Genomic DNA, 17,134 nt, shown 5'->3' with positions numbered 1-17,134 from the left:
GGTGGATTCAATGTCACAGAAGCTTGCTATTTTAGGGTCTACAGGTTCTATTGGAACACAGACTCTTGATATAGTCTCACAGAACCCAGATGACTTACAGGTTGTTGCAATGTCATGTGGAAAGAATATCGATTTATTTGAAAAACAAATCAGAAAATATACGCCAAGCCTTGTTTCTATTGCAAACGAGGAATTGGCAAAAGATTTAAAGACAAGACTTTCAGACATGGATAATATTGAGATTGTCTATGGAATGGAAGGTCTTATTGCTGTTGCTACATATGATAAGGCGGATACTGTTGTTACTGCTGTTGTAGGTATGATTGGTGTTCAGCCTACTATCGCAGCTATTAATGCAGGTAAGACAATTGCTTTGGCTAACAAAGAGACACTTGTTACAGCAGGACATATCATTATGCCACTTGCAAAACAAAAGGGTGTTTCAATTCTTCCAGTAGACAGTGAGCACAGCGCTATTTTCCAGTCTTTAAATGGTGAAAGACATAACGAAATATCTAAGATATTACTTACAGCATCTGGCGGGCCATTTAGAGGACGAACATTAGAAGAGCTTGAAAATGTTAAATTAGAAGATGCACTTAAGCACCCTAATTGGTCAATGGGAGCAAAAATCACTATTGATTCTGCAACTATGATTAATAAGGGCTTAGAGGTTATGGAGGCTAAGTGGCTCTTTGGAGTTAATCTTAACCAAATCGAGGTTGTTGTACATCCACAGAGCATTCTTCATTCAGCAGTAGAATTTATGGATGGAGCAGTAATTGGTCAAATGGGAACTCCTGATATGAGACTTCCTATTCTTTACGCACTGTTTTATCCAAATAGAAAGACTTTATATGCTGAGCCTCTTGATTTATTTAAGGTTGGCACACTTACATTTGAAAAGCCTGATATGGAAACATTCTATGGCTTATCGTTAGCTTATGATGCTATGGATGCCGGCGGAAATGTTCCAACAGTATTCAATGCAGCAAACGAAAGAGCTGTTGCTAAATTTTTAAATAACAAGATTAAGTTCTTAGAGATACCTGAAATCGTTTCTGAATCGATGATTAATGTAGATTTTATTCAGAGTCCTACAATCGAGCAAGTACTTGAGACTGAGCAAATGACTTACGACTTTATTGAGAGCAGGTGGTAATAATGAAAATAATACTTGCTATACTTATATTTAGCTTTATTATTATTTTCCATGAATTGGGGCATTTTCTTTTTGCAAAGAAGTGTGGTGTAAAGGTTAACGAATTCACACTTGGACTTGGACCAACACTTTTTTCTTGGGGAAAGGGAGAGACAAAGTATTGTCTCAAAGCACTTCCATTTGGCGGAAGCTGTGTTATGGAAGGTGAAGATGAAGAAAGCGATAGCGATAGAGCTTTTAATCAGAAAAACAAATGGGAGAGATTCCAAATTGTTTTTGGCGGCCCATTCTTCAACTTCATTTTGGCATTTATTTTATCTATTGTTTACATAGCATCAATCGGAGTTAATGATACAACTATTTCTAGTGTTATGGAGAATATGCCGGCTCAAGAAGCAGGCCTTCAGGCTGGAGATAAAATCATTAGCATAAATGGCTATCATGTTCATTTTTATAATGAAATAAGCATTTATACTTTTTTACATCCTAATGAAGACAACTATAAGGTTGTATATAAAAGAGATGGAGAAAAGCATACTGCAACAATCAAGCCTAAATACTCTGAGGAAACAGGAAGAAAGATGCTTGGTATCACAAAGAATACAGAGTATAAAAAGGTTTCTCCGCTTGGCGTTATAGAGTATTCTTTTTACGAGATTAAGTATCAGATATATGTTACTTTATCAAGCTTGAAGATGTTGTTTACAGGACAGGTTTCCGTAGATGAAGTATCTGGTCCGGTAGGTGTTGTTACTACGATATCATCTGTATATGACCAGTCAATTACAAGTGGAGCTTTCTATGTATTTATTAACATGACATCTATTGCGATTTTACTTTCTGCAAACTTAGGTGTTATGAACTTACTTCCATTCCCTGCTTTGGATGGAGGCAGAATTTTACTTATCATTATTGAAGCAATTAGAGGCAAGAAGTTGAATCCTGAAATTGAAAATGGAATTAACCTTGTTGGCTTTGGCTTATTGATGCTTTTAATGATAGTTGTTATGTATAACGATATTATTAAATTATTATAGCCTTTCTTTTAAGGGAAGGTGTCAGCGAAGCTGACGGATGAGGTGTATTATGAAGACTACAGAAGTAAAAATTGGAAATAGAGTTATTGGTGGAGGTAATCCAATTCTCATCCAATCTATGACAAATACAAAGACACAGGATGTAGCTGCTACAGTTGCTCAAATCAAGGCACTTGAAAAAGCAGGCTGTGATATTATTCGTTGCGCAGTTCCTGATATGGAAGCAGCAAAGGCTATTGCAGAAATTAAAAAACAGATTAATATCCCTCTTGTTGCTGATATACATTTTGACTACAGACTTGCAATTGCAGCTATTGAAAACGGTGCTGATAAAATCCGAATCAACCCAGGTAACATTGGTAGTGAGGAAAGAATCAAGGCTGTTGTAGATGCTGCTAAGGCTAAAAATATTCCTATTAGAGTTGGCGTTAATTCAGGTTCCCTTGAAAAGAACTTAGTTGAAAAATACGGTGGAGTTACTGCAGAAGGTTTGGTTGAGTCAGCCCTTGATAAGGTAAAGATTATCGAGGACATGGGCTATGACAACCTTGTAATCAGTATCAAATCATCTGATGTTATGATGTGCGTTAAGGCTCATGAGCTTATTGCAGACAAAACAACTCATCCACTTCATGTAGGTATTACAGAAGCTGGAACAGTTAAGGCTGGTAACATTAAAAGTGCCTGCGGCCTTTCAATGATTCTTTCACAGGGCATCGGTGATACTATCAGAGTATCCCTTACAGGAGACCCTATAGAAGAAATCAAAACAGCTAAGCTTATTCTTCGTACACTTGGACTTAGAAAAGGCGGAATCGAAGTTGTATCTTGTCCAACCTGTGGACGTACTCAGATCGATTTGATTGGTCTTGCAAACAAAGTAGAAAATCTCGTTGAAGAGTTTTCTGATTTAGATATTAAAGTAGCTGTTATGGGCTGCGTAGTAAATGGCCCAGGTGAAGCCAAGGAAGCCGACCTCGGTGTAGCCGGTGGCATTGGAGAAGGCCTTCTCATCAAACACGGCGAGGTAGTTAAAAAGCTCCCAGAAGGCGAACTTCTAGAAGCTCTCCGTCAAGAACTTATCGCCTGGCCTCGCCCATAATCGTAAAGTATTAAGTGAGGGGGTAGCTGTCAAACTAATTATTACTGAAGGAGCCAATCTCGCGACGAAGTAATAATTAGTTTGATAGCGTAACCCCCGGACTATACCCTGGAGATATGTTATGGATCAAATGAGTTTTTATGATGTGTTTCCAAATATGGATGCGGAAACTGACCTTGAGACTGCCTTAAGTGATGCTACAGTTACAAAGGTTAGTACTGGGCGTAACAAAGATGACATTCGTATATACGTTACCTTTAATACGCTCATTCCAAAACGCCGCATCTGGCATTTGGAAAAATCCATCAAGAAACAATTCTTTCCCAACAATGGTGTTACTATCAAAATTCTAGAAGAATTTGACCTTTCAAGTCAGTACACACCATCTAATTTATTAAAATCATATAACGATAGCATTTTAGAAGAGCTGGAAGATAGAAGTGCTCTTCTTTTTAACATATACAAAAAAGCTGATTTAGATTTTACAGAGGATGGCCATCTTAAGGTAACTATCGAAGATACAGTTATTGGACGAGAAAAGGAGCATGAGCTTTTCGATGTTCTTCATTCTATTATTTGTCGTAGATGCCATCAGAATATTGTAATTGATTTTGATTATAAGGAACCAGTAAAGAGTAAATATCTTGAAAACGCTATACAGGAAATAGAAAACAAAATTGCTGCTATTAATTCCAGAAGCATTGCTGTTGAAGAAAAGCTGCAAGAGGCTAAGTCTTCTGATGACAAGGAGGAAAAGTCTTCTGAAAAGGATGACGAGCCAATTAAGGTTATCAAGCCTCTTACTAAATCTGATGACCCGGATGTTATCTATGGAAATGAGATACTTGAAAATGCCACTGCCATGGAGGATATCAATGGCGAACAGATAGGTCCTATTGTTATTCGTGGTCAGTTAACAGCATTAGAGTTTAGAGAAACTAAAAAGGGCGGTTATTTTGGTACCGGTGCGGTAACAGATTTCACAGATTCTATTTCTGTTAAGTTTTTCTTTAGTGATGCAGACCAGGGTAGAGAGCTTGAAAAGGTTCTTAAGGTTGGCGACTTCTACAAGTTTGCAGGTAAGCTTGATGAAGACATATATTCAAAGGAGCTTACTGTTGGTCGTATCAATTCTATTCAAAAGATTAGAGATTTTAGAGTAGTAAGACAGGACACCGCTGTAGATAAGCGTGTTGAGCTTCACTGTCATACCAAAATGTCTGATTTTGATGGTGTATCAGAAATCACTACTATTATTAATCGTGCAATGGCATGGGGACATAAGGCTCTTGCTATTACAGACCACGGTGTTGTTCAGGCCTTCTGTGATGCGGATCATATGAAGGGGCTTGGAGACTTCAAGGTAATTTACGGTTGTGAAATCTATCTTGTAGATGATACAAAACAAATTGTAACCAACGATAGAGGTCAATCTCTTAGAGGAGAATACGTCGTATTCGATATTGAGACAACAGGCTTTAATCCTAAGACCTGTAAGATTATCGAAATTGGTGCTGTAAAGATTGTTGACGGCCAGGTAGTTGATCGATTTTCTGAATTTGTAAATCCAGAGGTTCCAATTCCATACAAGATTACAGAGCTTACATCTATTAAAGATGAAATGGTAGAGGATGCACCTACAATTGATGTTATTCTTCCTAAGTTCATGGAATTTTGTAAGGGAACAGTTCTTGTTGCTCATAATGCAGGCTTTGATACCAGCTTTATTCGATATAATTGCAAACAGCTTGGCCTTGAATACGACTATACACATGTAGATACAGTAGAGATGGCCAGATACTTACATCCAAATATGGCAAGATTTAATCTTGATGCTGTTTGTAAGGCTGAAAATCTTGTTAACGAACATCATCACAGAGCGGTAGATGATGCTGAGGTTACCTCTAAGATTTTCGAAAAGTTTATTGTTAAGCTTGAAGCTGAAAACATATTTACACTTACTGAGCTTAATGCTCATAGTAAGCCAGGCCCAGAGCAGATAAAAAAGATGCGAAGCAATCACTGTATTGTTCTTGCTAAGAACGATTTGGGAAGAATCAATCTTTATAGATTGGTTTCTGAATCACATCTTTATTATTTCAGCAGGCATCCTAGAGTTCCAAAGAGTCTTCTTGAAGAATGCAGAGAGGGACTTATTATTGGTTCTGCCTGTGAAGCAGGAGAATTATACGATGCTATAGTAGATGGCAGGGATGAATCAGAAATTATGCGTATAGCAAATTTCTATGATTATCTTGAAATACAGCCTGTTGGAAATAATGAATTTATGCTTCGCTCAGAAAAGAGCAAATACGAAAATATAAATTCGGTAAAGGATTTGCAGGATATTAACAAGCAAATCGTAGCACTTGGAGATGAATTACATAAGCCTGTTGTTGCAACCTGTGACGTTCACTTCCTAGATCCAGAGGACGAAGTATACAGACGTATTATCATGGCAAATAAGGGCTTTGATGATGCTGACCAGCAGGCCCCACTTTATCTTCATACAACAGATGAAATGCTTGAAGAATTTGCATACCTAGGTCTTGCAAAAGCACATGAGGTTGTCGTAGAAAATACAAACAAGATTGCAGATATGTGCGAGCGTATTCATCCAGTTCGTCCAGATAAATGTCCTCCTGTCATTGAGCATTCAGAAGAGGATTTACGACGAATTTGCGAGACCAGAGCGCATGAGGTTTATGGACCTGAGCTTCCTAAAATAGTAGAAGAGCGACTTGAACGAGAGCTTAATTCTATTATCGGTAATGGATATTCCGTTATGTACATTATCGCTCAGAAACTGGTTTGGAAGTCTAACGAGGATGGCTATCTGGTAGGCTCCCGTGGTTCTGTAGGTTCTTCCTTTGCAGCTACAATGGCTGGTATTACAGAGGTTAATCCATTGCCACCTCACTACAGATGTCCTAATTGCTTCTATGTAGATTTTGATGGACCAGAGGTGCAGGAGATTGTTAACCAGGGACTTTCTGGAGTAGATATGCCAGATAAAATCTGTCCTAAATGCGGCAAGCCTCTTGCTAAGGATGGATTTGATATTCCATTCGAAACCTTCCTTGGATTCAAGGGTGATAAAGAGCCTGATATCGATTTGAATTTCTCCAACGAATATCAGTCAAAGGCTCATAAATATACAGAAGTTATTTTTGGTGATGGCCAGACCTTCAAGGCCGGTACGGTTTCTACACTTGCGGATAAGAACGCAGTTGGCTATGTTTTAAAATATTTTGAAAAGCGTGGTATAAGAAAGCGTCGTGCTGAAAACGAACGTCTTGCTAAGGGAGTTGAAGGTGTTAAATCTACAACAGGTCAGCATCCTGGTGGTGTAGTAGTTCTTCCAAACGGTGAGGATATCTATTCCTTTACTCCAGTTCAGCATCCAGCCAATAAGGATACTGATATTGTAACTACCCATTTCGATTACCATAAGATTGATGCTAACCTGCTTAAGCTTGATATCTTAGGACACCTTGATCCTACCATGATTAAGCGATTAGAGGATTTAACAGGAATTGATGCTACAAAGATTCCTTTAGATGATAAGGGAGTTATGTCACTTTTCCAAAGTACAGAAGCACTTGGTATCACGCCAGATGATATTATGGGAACACCACTTGGAACACTTGGAATCCCTGAGTTTGGTACTGATTTTGCTATGCAGATGCTTGTTGAGGCTAAGCCTCAGTACTTTACTGATTTGGTTCGAATCGCAGGACTTGCCCATGGTACTGATGTATGGTTAGGTAATGCCCAGGACCTTATCTTAAATGGCGTCGCAACCATCACAGAAGCTATTTGCACCCGTGATGATATCATGGTTTATCTTATTCATAAGGGACTTGATCCAGCGGAATCCTTCACCATCATGGAGCGAGTTCGTAAGGGTGTTGTTGCTAAAGGCAAATGTGATGAATGGCCAACCTACAAGCAGCATATGCAAGAGCACGGCGTGCCTGATTGGTACATCGGCTCCTGCGAAAAGATTAAGTACATGTTCCCTAAGGCACATGCTGCTGCATACGTTATGATGGCTTGGCGTGTTGCATATTGTAAGATTAATTATCCGTTGGCATACTATGCTGCATTCTTCTCAATCAGAGCAGGTGGTTTTGATTACGAAAAATGTTGTCTTGGTAAGGCCAGATGCGAGCAGGAAATTAAATATTATAAATCACAGTCAGATTTATCTGCCACTGATAAGGATATTCTTATAGCCCTTCGTCTTTGCCAGGAAATGTATGCCCGCGGATTTGAATTTTTACCTATGGACCTATACCAATCTGACTCAAGATACTTTAAAATAGTAGATGGGAAGCTACTTCCTCCTTTCAATGTTATTTCAGGAATGGGTGATAAGGCTGCTGAGCAGCTTCAGATTGCAGCAAGCCAAGGCAAGTTCTTATCACAGGATGAAATCAGAGATAGAGGAAAGGTTTCACAAACAATACTTGATAAAATGATAGAGCTTGGAATCGTAAAGGATTTACCAAAATCTAATCAGCTTTCACTTTCGGACTTTTTCAATATTTAATTTGGGGAGGGCAGTTAAATGAAGGTAGTAAAAAGGATTATCATTTTAGTAGTAGCGATTGGAATTGTAGTAGGACTTGGTTATTACAAATACATTAACACCGTTACATATTTCAATGAAGAAGGCACTGTTGGAAACACCATAGGAAACCTATATGGCAACGGCCTGTTCTGTGAATATGACGGAGTGGTATATTTTGCAAATCCTAACGATTACTCTAGAATTTACAAAATGAATCCTGATGAATCAGATATTGAAATACTGGCAAATGATAGCGTTTATTTTATTAATTCTGATTCTCACTATCTTTATTACAGCCGAAATGGTAACAGAGATAATTCTCAAATGGGATTTTTGAATGTTAACACCGAAAGCTTATGTCGAATGACTAAAAGAAATGGCAAAGTTATTATCTTAGATGATGCCAATTGCAGTGAGGCTGCACTTTGTGGTAATAAAATCGTTTATTATCATTATGATGCTGAGGACGCCACATCAGTTTATACGGTCAAAATAGATGGTTCAGAAAGAGAACAGCTAACTAAATCCTCTATTGACCCTAGATGTATCTATAATGGCAAGCTATATTATTCAGGTGTGGAGCATGACCATAATCTTCATGCTATGAATTTGGATACCAAGGATTCAGCTTTCGTTTCAGCTGAAAATCTTTGGATGCCATTAATAGAAAACAATTACGTCTATTACATGAATCTTGATGAAAACAACCGTATTTTCAGAAGCTCATTATCAGGTGAAGGAAAAACAGGTATCACTACCTACGGTTCATCAAGCTATAATATAGCCGGCAACTATCTATATTATCAATCCATCAAGGGTAATCCTGATGGAATATACAGAGTTGATTTAACCACTGGAGCAGAAATATTGCTTGCAGAGGGTGAATATAATCATATTAATATTACTAGTAAATACGTTTATTTTGCAGATTACTTATCAGGTACAACCTTCCATTCGCCTATTGGAAGTACAGAGGTAGGCCTTTTTAATCCGCCTATTTTACCACTTGATGACTAGGAGACCTATGAGAGACTTAAAAGAAGTACGAGAAGATATTGATAAAGTAGATAAGGAAATACTCAATCTTTTTACAAAAAGAATGGAGCTTGCTTGTCAGGTTGCAGAATATAAAATTGCTACCGGTAAAAAGGTTTTTGATAAGCAGAGGGAAGATGAGAAACTAAAAAGGCTTACATCTTACGTTGAAGACCCATTTAATGTTGAAGCTGTTCATGAATTATTTACCCAGATAATGTCCATTAGCCGCAAAAAGCAATTCGCTATTCTTAGAGAAAATGGTGGAAGCTATGAGCCTGGTTTTAAAGCATATGATGACTTTGATTATTCTGATTCAGTTGTATGCTTTCAAGGTGTTCAGGGTGCATATTCTGAAATTGCAATGAATTCTTTTTTTGATAAAAAGTTTAAGGATAGCTTTCATGTAGATTCATGGCGTGATGCTATGGATGCTATTAATGATGGTAAGGCGGATTATGCAGTTCTTCCAATAGAAAACAGCTTAGCTGGTTCGGTAGAAGAAAACTTCGATTTGCTTTCAGAATATGATGTTGCCATTATAGGGGAATATATTTTAAAGGTTGATCATGCGCTTTTGGGCGTAAAAGGTGCAACTATAGACGATATTAAAACAGTATATTCTCATCCAAAGGCTATTTCACAGTGTGTTGATTACATTAGAACCAATCATAGCGACTGGAATGTAATGAATTTAAGAAATACAGCGATGTCAGCTATGAAAATAAGAGACGATAATGACGTTTCTCAGGCTGCCATTGGAAGCGTATACAATGCTACACTTTATAATCTTGATGTATTAGAAGAGTGTATTCAGGATGATAAAAATAACGAGACTAGATTTATTATCGTTTCTAAGGATAAGAAATATCTTAAAAAGGCTGGCAAAATCAGTCTTTGCATAGAGCTTTCTCACGAACCAGGAAGTTTGTATCGAATTTTATCAAATCTTATTTTTAACGGTATCAATATGAATAGAATAGAATCCAGACCAATAAAAGGGGTTAATTGGCAATACAGATTCTTTATAGATATTGACGGTAATCTTGACGACGAGGCAGTAAGAAATGCACTTACAGGACTTTACGAGGAGTGCGTTAGCTTACGAGTACTTGGCAATTATTAAATAAATGGGGGAAGGTATGAAATTATTTTCTAGTATCTACATAGGTTCATACGAGACCACAATGAAGGTCTTTGAAATAAGCAAGCAAAAGGGTATCAAAACTATTGATACCCTTAAGATTTCATCTGATATCATTAAGGATATTCTTTCTGTTGGAAGAATTATGCCTGAAACCTGCGACAAGCTTTGCAGGGTCTTAAATGATATGAAAAGAACAATGGAAAGCTATAAGGTAGACAGTTTTTCAGTTGTTGCTGGTCCTAACATCAAGCATGCAGACAATTCTTTAATTGTTCTAGAACAAATCAAGGTTCATACTGGTTTTTCAGTTACAGTTTTATCAAATTCAGAACAGAGATTTTTGGGATATCAGGCCGCAGCTGCCATTGAGGATTTCGAAGAAATAATCAGTGATAGTGCTGTCATGATAGATATTGGAGGCGTTTCTCTACAAATCACTTTATTTTCAAAAGGAAAAATAGTTACAACTCAACATTTGTCTTTAGGTACTGTTTCAATTAGTGAAAATCTCAAGAAGTTAGGTAGTTCATCAGTCAATTCCTTTGAGCAGGCCTATGAAATGATGTACAAGGAGCTTGAGGTTTTTAAAACCATGTTTTTAAATGAAATCCAGCCAAAGTACATGATTCTTTTGGGCGTTCAGGTTAGTACTATAGCTGAAAAAATATCAGGCTTTTCTTCTAAGAAGGTTAAGACTAAGGACTATCTGGATTTTTTAAATAAGATTAATAAATCCTACATAAAAACTTTTGAGGTTGAGAATGATGTTTATTTAGACAATGTAAGCTTTGTAGAGCCTACGGTTATGCTATATAAGGTTTTGGCAGAAACTCTCAAGCCTTCAACTGTATATGCACCTGGTGTATCTGTTTGTGAAGGTATGGCTTATAACCATAGCTATTCAAAGAAATGGCTTACAGCCTCTCATGATTTTGACAATGATATTATTTCTGCTGCATGGGCTATTGCTAAAAGATATGGTAGCTATCAGCCACACTTAAAGGCTTTATACAAGCTTTCTACAGAAATATTTGATGCCATGAAAAAATATCATGGAATGGGAAAAAGACAAAAGGTTCTTATTCAATGCATAGCGATTTTACATGATTGTGGTAAATATATTTCAATTGCGGAGGCTGCAGATTGTTCCTATGCAATCATTATGTCTTCTGAAATCTTAGGCCTTACTCATAAGGAAAGAGAGCTTATTGCAACTACAGTTGAATTCAACAGAAAGCCTGTAGAACCTTACGAGAATCTTTCAGATAGATTTACGGTAGAAGAGTATTTGATAATACTTAAGCTGCTTTCAATATTAAAGGTTGCTAATGCTTTAGACAGGTCTCACAAGCAGAAAATCAAAAATGTTTCTATGAAGGTTAAGGATAGAGAGCTTGTAATATCTATTGAAGCTAATAGTTCACTTGCCCTTGAAAAAGGTTTATTTAAAAAGAATGCAGATTTCTTTGCAGATATTTTTTCTATTAAACCTGTTCTTAAAGAAAACGATAAGCTTTAGGAGGAAATATGGCAGATAATATTAATATTTCAGACCCAAAATACTACGATAATAGAGAATTAAGCTGGTTGAAGTTCGAGCTTAGAGTTTTAAATGAGGCAATGGTTAAGGAGTTGCCTATTTTGGACCGTATTAAATTTGTCAGCATTACCTCATCTAACCTTGATGAATTTTTTATGGTAAGAGTAGCTTCACTAAAGGATATGGAGCACGCTGGCTACACAAAGCCTGATATTGCTGGAATGACTCCTACCGAGCAGCTTATCGCAATAAATGAAAAAACAAGAGAGCTTGTGGATATGCAGTACAATATCTTTGGCAAGCATCTCAATCCTATCCTAAAGGAAAATGGAATTATCATTTATGATAAATACGAGGATTTGAATGAGCAGCAGCTTAAGTTCATTGATTCATTTTTTATGAGTCAGGTTTACCCTGTTTTAACGCCAATGGCTTTTGATGCATCAAGACCATTTCCATTAATCAGAAATAAATCCTTAAATATTGCTGCCTTAATCGAAAAGAAAAAGGGAAGCACAGTTGCTGGTCAAAGCAATGATGATGTAGAGTTTGCTACTGTTCAGGTTCCATCTGTATTGCCTAGATTCGTTGCACTTCCTTCAGATGAAAAGCATCACGATTGCTTTATTTTGCTGGAGCAGATTATCGAGCGCAACATGGACAAGCTATTCTTAAATTACAACGTAGTTGCAGCATCTCCATATCGAATTATGCGTAATGCAGACTTTTCTATTGATGAAGAGGGTGCAGAGGATTTGCTTCTTGAAATCGAAAAGCAGATTAAGTCTCGTCAATGGGGTGAGGTTATCAGACTGGAGGTAGAAGGGACTATTAACAAAAAGCTTCTTTCTATATTAAAGAAGAATCTTGGAGTAAATGAAATTGATATTTATAAAATAAAAGGTCCTATAGATTTAACCTTTTTAATGAAATTATATGGAATAGATGGCAGGGATGATTTGCGCCTTGCTACTTTTAAGCCACAGGAAAATCCAAGACTTCGTTCAGGCGACAAGATTTTTGATGAAATAAAAAAAGGAGATATATTATTACATCATCCCTATGAAAGCTTTGATCCTGTTGTAGATTTTATCACCCAGGCAGCATACGACCCACAGGTACTTGCCATTAAACAGACTCTTTACAGAGTAAGTGGTAATTCACCTATTATAGCAAGTCTTGCTCATGCTGCAGAAAATGGAAAGCAGGTTACAGTTTTAGTTGAGCTTAAGGCCAGATTTGATGAGGAAAATAATATTATATGGGCAAAGAAGCTTGAAAAGGCAGGTGTGCATGTAATATATGGTCTTGTAGGGTTAAAGACTCATTGTAAGATAGCCCTTGTTGTACGTCGTGAAGAGGATGGAATCAGAAGATACGTTCATCTTGGAACTGGCAACTATAATGATTCTACAGCAAAGCTTTATACAGATTGCGGTATGTTCACCTGCAACGAAACCTATGGAGAGGATGCAACAGCCGTATTTAATATGCTTTCTGGATATTCGGAGCCTGCAAGCTGGAATAAGCTAGTAGTAGCACCTCTTTGGCTTAGAGATACATTTATCAGTCTTATAAGCAGAGAAATCAGTCATGCAAAAGAGGGAAAGGAAGCTAGAATCATTGCAAAAATGAATTCCCTGTGTGATAAGGAAATTATAGAAAAGCTATATGAGGCCAGCAGAGCCGGAGTTAAGATTCAGCTTATCATAAGAGGTATATGCTGTTTGAAAACTGGTATTCCATCAGTTAGTGAAAATATTCACGTCACATCTATTGTTGGAACATATCTTGAGCATGCAAGAATTTTCTACTTCTATAATAATGGAGTAGAGGATATTTATATGGGCTCAGCAGACTGGATGCCTCGTAATCTTGATAGACGTGTGGAAATTATTTTCCCAGTTGAGGATGAGACATTAAAGCTTAAGGTTAAGCATATTTTGGATGTTCAGTTATCAGATACATTAAAAGCTTATGAGATGACAGATGACTCATCATATGTTAGAATAAAGCCGCCTCGTTCAAAAAAGGCCATAGGCGCTCAGGACACCTTCTGTCGTGAGGCAAAAAGAAATAATGAGCCAGAAGTTGATTTTATAAAAAAGAGAACCTTTACACCGATTCTGGCTAATGAGGTTATTGATGAGTAAAAAGATATTAGCCGTTGATATGGACGGCACACTATTTAATGACGACAAAACTATTTCAAAGGAAAACATTGATGCTATCACAGCACTTTTAGATGCTGGTCATATATTTGCTTTTAATACAGGCAGACCAAATCATGCCCTTAGAGAAATTCTTTCAGTATATGACGAATTTATGAGAGATAACGTCTATATCCTTGGACATCAGGGAGTCATCGGTACCACAATGAAGACAAATGATACCTTGTTTGGGGATTACATCAATAATGATGACGCAAGAGAGGTCATTACCGAAGTATTAAAAAGCGGATTTACATGCGTTACTTTTGATGCTGAGCATATATACACTTTTAACGATAACAAATTCGTAGAAAGTTATAAGAAGTTATCAAAAGAACAGCTTGTATATCTCTCTGATATTAATGAACTTAAAGATAAGAATATTACAAAGCTTATAGCAATTGATTACGATCATCCAGAAAATCTTCAGGCCTTTAAGGATAATCATGAGGATATATATGGAGACAGATTCGAAAGCTTCTTTTCACACTATGCCTTTTTGGAATATATCAAAAAGGGCACTGGAAAGGGTGATGGTGTTGTAAAGCTTGCTAACCACTTAGGCATTTCAATAGAAGATATTGTTACCGTCGGAGACGAAAGAAACGATATTAGTATGATTAAAGCAGCTGGTATTGGAGTTGCCGTTGCAAATGCTAGGGAAGAGCTCAAAGCTATTGCTGATTATGTTACTGTAAATGATAATAATAATGGAGCTATAGCAGAGGTTATTTATAAATTTATATTAAATTAGCACAAAACTGTTGACGTATTTTTGGTTATGTGTTAAATTATCAATGTTGTGAAAACAAAGTAGAGTATCCACTCTCACCTTAGCACTAAATAGTGACTCGGGTTTATACTTCACACAAACCTTGTTTGTGATGATTTATGGTGGATATTCTGTATCCACTATTTTTTTTATTTTTTGGAGGTAGTACCATTAGCGAATTAATGATTAATGAGCAGATTCGCGACAAAGAAGTTCGCGTTATTGGCTCTGATGGGGAACAGCTTGGCATTATGTCAGCTAGAGAGGCACAGAAGATTGCCGATGATGAAGGTTTAGACCTAGTAAAGATTTCACCTAAGGCAAATCCACCAGTATGCAAAATCGTAGATTACGGTAAATATCGTTACGAGCAGGCACGCAGGGAAAAGGAAGCCAAGAAAAAGCAGCATGTTGTTGAGGTTAAGGAAATAAGAATGTCTCCAAACATTGATGCTAATGATATGAACACAAAGGTAAATGCAGCTAAAAAGTTCATTTCGAAAGGTGACAAGGTTAAGGTTACACTTCGTTTCCGTGGACGTGAGATGGCACATATGCAGTCATCTAAGCACATCTTAGACGATTTTGCAGAGGCACTTGCAGATGTTGCAGTAGTGGAAAAGGCACCAAAGATTGAAGGCCGTAGTATGAGTCTGGTGCTTACAGAAAAGAAATCGTAATACAGGAGGAATTTATCATGCCAAAGATGAAGACAAGAAGAGCAGCTGCAAAGCGCTTTAAGGTAACAGGAACAGGAAAGCTTAAGAGAAACAAGGCATACAAGAGCCATATCTTAACCAAGAAGACTACAAAGAGAAAGAGAAATCTTCGTCAGTCAGCTATCGTTGATTCAACAAATGTAAAGAACATGAAGAAAGTACTTCCATACATCTAAGATGTTGGTTGTGTAATTGATTTTTGGTTAGGAGGAATTTAAAATGGCAAGAATTAAAGGCGGATTAAACGCTAAGAAAAGACATAATAGAACATTAAAGTTAGCAAAGGGTTACAGAGGCGCTAGAAGCAAGCAGTATCGTGTTGCAAAGCAGTCAGTTATGCGTGCCCTTACATCATCTTATGCTGGTAGAAAGCAGAGAAAGAGACAGTTCAGACAGCTCTGGATCGCTCGTATCAATGCTGCAGCTCGTATCAATGGACTTTCATACTCTAAGTTCATGTATGGTCTTAAGCTTGCAGGTGTTGAGATGAACAGAAAGATGCTTGCTGAGATGGCAGTTAACGATGCAGAAGGTTTTGCAAAGCTCGTTGAGGTTGCAAAGTCTAAGGTTGCAGCTTAATCTTAACATGATGAAAATGCTCTTATCAGACTTTGTCTGGTAAGAGTTTTTTTTATGTAAATATTCAGATGTTAATACATACTTCCAAAATTTTGAGTAATTGTTGGTTATTTTTGGTAATTATTTAATTCTTATCGCCTTTTATTATCGGTCGATATCTGTTAATCTATTTACTGAAATTATTTCAAGGAGGATAAAACTATGGCTATATTGGTTACAGGTGGTGCAGGGTTTATTGGCAGCCACACATGTGTAGAGCTTCAGCAGGCAGGATATGATGTTGTAGTTTACGATAATCTTAGCAACTCATCAGAAAAGTCTCTTAAGAGAGTAGAAGCTATCACAGGCAAGCCTGTAAAATTCTATAAAGGAGATATTCTTGATAGAGATAGATTAAATGAAGTATTTGAGAAGGAGCAGCTTGATTCTTGTATTCATTTCGCTGGCCTTAAGGCAGTTGGAGAATCAGTAGCTAAGCCTTGGGAATACTATGAAAATAATATTGCTGGTACACTTACACTTGTAGATGTGATGCGTAAGCACAACTGCAAGAATATCATTTTCTCTTCATCAGCAACTGTATATGGTGATCCAGCGGAGATTCCTATTACAGAAAATTGCCCTAAGGGACAGTGCACTAATCCTTATGGATGGACTAAGTCAATGCTTGAGCAGATTCTTTCTGATATGCAGAAGGCTGATAACGAATGGAATGTAGTTCTTCTTCGTTACTTTAATCCAATTGGTGCTCATCCATCAGGAACAATGGGGGAGAATCCTAACGGAATTCCAAATAACCTTATGCCTTATATTACACAGGTTGCAGTTGGTAAGCTTCCAGAGCTTGGTGTATTTGGAAATGATTATGATACTCCAGATGGTACTGGCGTACGTGATTACATTCATGTAGTTGATCTTGCAAAGGGACATGTTAAGGCTCTTAAGAAGATTGAAGAAAATGCTGGTCTTAAGATTTACAACCTTGGTACTGGTGTAGGATACTCAGTACTTGACATCGTAAAGAACTTTGAGGAAGCTAACGGTATTAAGATTCCTTATTCAATTAAGCCACGTCGTGCTGGCGATATTGCTACATGCTATTCAGATGCTACAAAGGCTAAGGAGGAACTTGGCTGGGAAGCTGAATATGGTATTAAGGAAATGTGTGCTGACTCATGGAGATGGCAGAAGAATAACCCTAACGGTTACGAAGACTAAAATGCCTTCCCCCTAAGTAGGGGGAAGGTGCCCCTTT

The 17,134-nt window shown here is 37.3% G+C and carries 13 protein-coding genes and 1 other annotated feature; all 13 genes read left to right on the top strand.

The genetic code is table 11. The features are described 5' to 3' along the window. Window positions 1-10: 10 nt before the first annotated feature. The 13 genes from G611_RS0112060 (at window position 11) to galE (ending at window position 17,097) form a co-directional block, all read left to right on the top strand. Window positions 11-1,162, top strand: coding sequence for a 1-deoxy-D-xylulose-5-phosphate reductoisomerase (locus tag G611_RS0112060; RefSeq protein WP_028243837.1), 1,152 nt, complete (start codon window positions 11-13; stop codon window positions 1,160-1,162). A gap of 2 nt (window positions 1,163-1,164) precedes the next feature. Beyond that, window positions 1,165-2,199 (top strand): RIP metalloprotease RseP, encoded by a 1,035-nt coding sequence (rseP, locus tag G611_RS0112055; RefSeq protein WP_028243836.1) that lies wholly within the window; start codon window positions 1,165-1,167, stop codon window positions 2,197-2,199. A 49-nt stretch (window positions 2,200-2,248) separates the two neighbouring features. Continuing rightward, window positions 2,249-3,301: a flavodoxin-dependent (E)-4-hydroxy-3-methylbut-2-enyl-diphosphate synthase gene (gene ispG, locus G611_RS0112050; RefSeq protein WP_028243835.1), complete on the top strand. Its 1,053-nt coding sequence runs from the start codon at window positions 2,249-2,251 to the stop codon at window positions 3,299-3,301. 121 nt (window positions 3,302-3,422) lie between these two features. Further along, window positions 3,423-7,856 carry a PolC-type DNA polymerase III gene (locus tag G611_RS0112045; RefSeq protein ID WP_028243834.1) on the top strand — a complete coding sequence of 1,478 codons (4,434 nt, stop codon included), beginning with the start codon at window positions 3,423-3,425 and terminating at the stop codon, window positions 7,854-7,856. An 18-nt stretch (window positions 7,857-7,874) separates the two neighbouring features. Next, window positions 7,875-8,894, top strand: a complete 1,020-nt coding sequence (locus G611_RS0112040; protein WP_028243833.1) for a DUF5050 domain-containing protein — start codon at window positions 7,875-7,877, stop codon at window positions 8,892-8,894. 7 nt (window positions 8,895-8,901) lie between these two features. Then, window positions 8,902-10,038, top strand: coding sequence for a prephenate dehydratase (gene pheA, locus G611_RS0112035; RefSeq protein WP_028243832.1), 1,137 nt, complete (start codon window positions 8,902-8,904; stop codon window positions 10,036-10,038). A gap of 16 nt (window positions 10,039-10,054) precedes the next feature. Then, the gene (locus G611_RS0112030) at window positions 10,055-11,578 is read left to right on the top strand and encodes an HD domain-containing protein (RefSeq protein WP_028243831.1); all 1,524 of its coding nucleotides are present in this window, start codon (window positions 10,055-10,057) and stop codon (window positions 11,576-11,578) included. 8 nt (window positions 11,579-11,586) lie between these two features. After that, window positions 11,587-13,752: an RNA degradosome polyphosphate kinase gene (locus G611_RS0112025; protein WP_028243830.1), complete on the top strand. Its 2,166-nt coding sequence runs from the start codon at window positions 11,587-11,589 to the stop codon at window positions 13,750-13,752. Then, window positions 13,745-14,563, top strand: a complete 819-nt coding sequence (locus G611_RS0112020; protein ID WP_028243829.1) for a Cof-type HAD-IIB family hydrolase — start codon at window positions 13,745-13,747, stop codon at window positions 14,561-14,563. The genes G611_RS0112025 and G611_RS0112020 overlap by 8 nt, the downstream gene beginning before the upstream one ends. Before the next feature lie 51 nt (window positions 14,564-14,614). After that, window positions 14,615-14,736: a sequence feature (ribosomal protein L20 leader region), on the top strand. Between the two features lie 27 nt (window positions 14,737-14,763). Beyond that, window positions 14,764-15,261 carry a translation initiation factor IF-3 gene (gene infC / locus G611_RS0112015; RefSeq protein WP_028243828.1) on the top strand — a complete coding sequence of 166 codons (498 nt, stop codon included), beginning with the start codon at window positions 14,764-14,766 and terminating at the stop codon, window positions 15,259-15,261. 17 nt (window positions 15,262-15,278) lie between these two features. Beyond that, on the top strand, window positions 15,279-15,476 hold the full coding sequence (gene rpmI, locus G611_RS0112010) for a 50S ribosomal protein L35 (RefSeq protein ID WP_028243827.1): 198 nt from the start codon (window positions 15,279-15,281) through the stop codon (window positions 15,474-15,476). Between the two features lie 43 nt (window positions 15,477-15,519). Next, window positions 15,520-15,879 carry a 50S ribosomal protein L20 gene (gene rplT / locus G611_RS0112005; RefSeq protein ID WP_028243826.1) on the top strand — a complete coding sequence of 120 codons (360 nt, stop codon included), beginning with the start codon at window positions 15,520-15,522 and terminating at the stop codon, window positions 15,877-15,879. A 201-nt stretch (window positions 15,880-16,080) separates the two neighbouring features. Next, window positions 16,081-17,097, top strand: a complete 1,017-nt coding sequence (galE, locus tag G611_RS0112000) for a UDP-glucose 4-epimerase GalE (protein ID WP_028243825.1) — start codon at window positions 16,081-16,083, stop codon at window positions 17,095-17,097. Window positions 17,098-17,134: the final 37 nt, after the last annotated feature.

Origin of the sequence: Pseudobutyrivibrio ruminis AD2017 (assembly GCF_000424305.1) — a bacterium.
GTDB lineage: Bacteria > Bacillota > Clostridia > Lachnospirales > Lachnospiraceae > Pseudobutyrivibrio > Pseudobutyrivibrio ruminis_B.
This window is presented reverse-complemented; position numbering and strand designations above follow the sequence as displayed.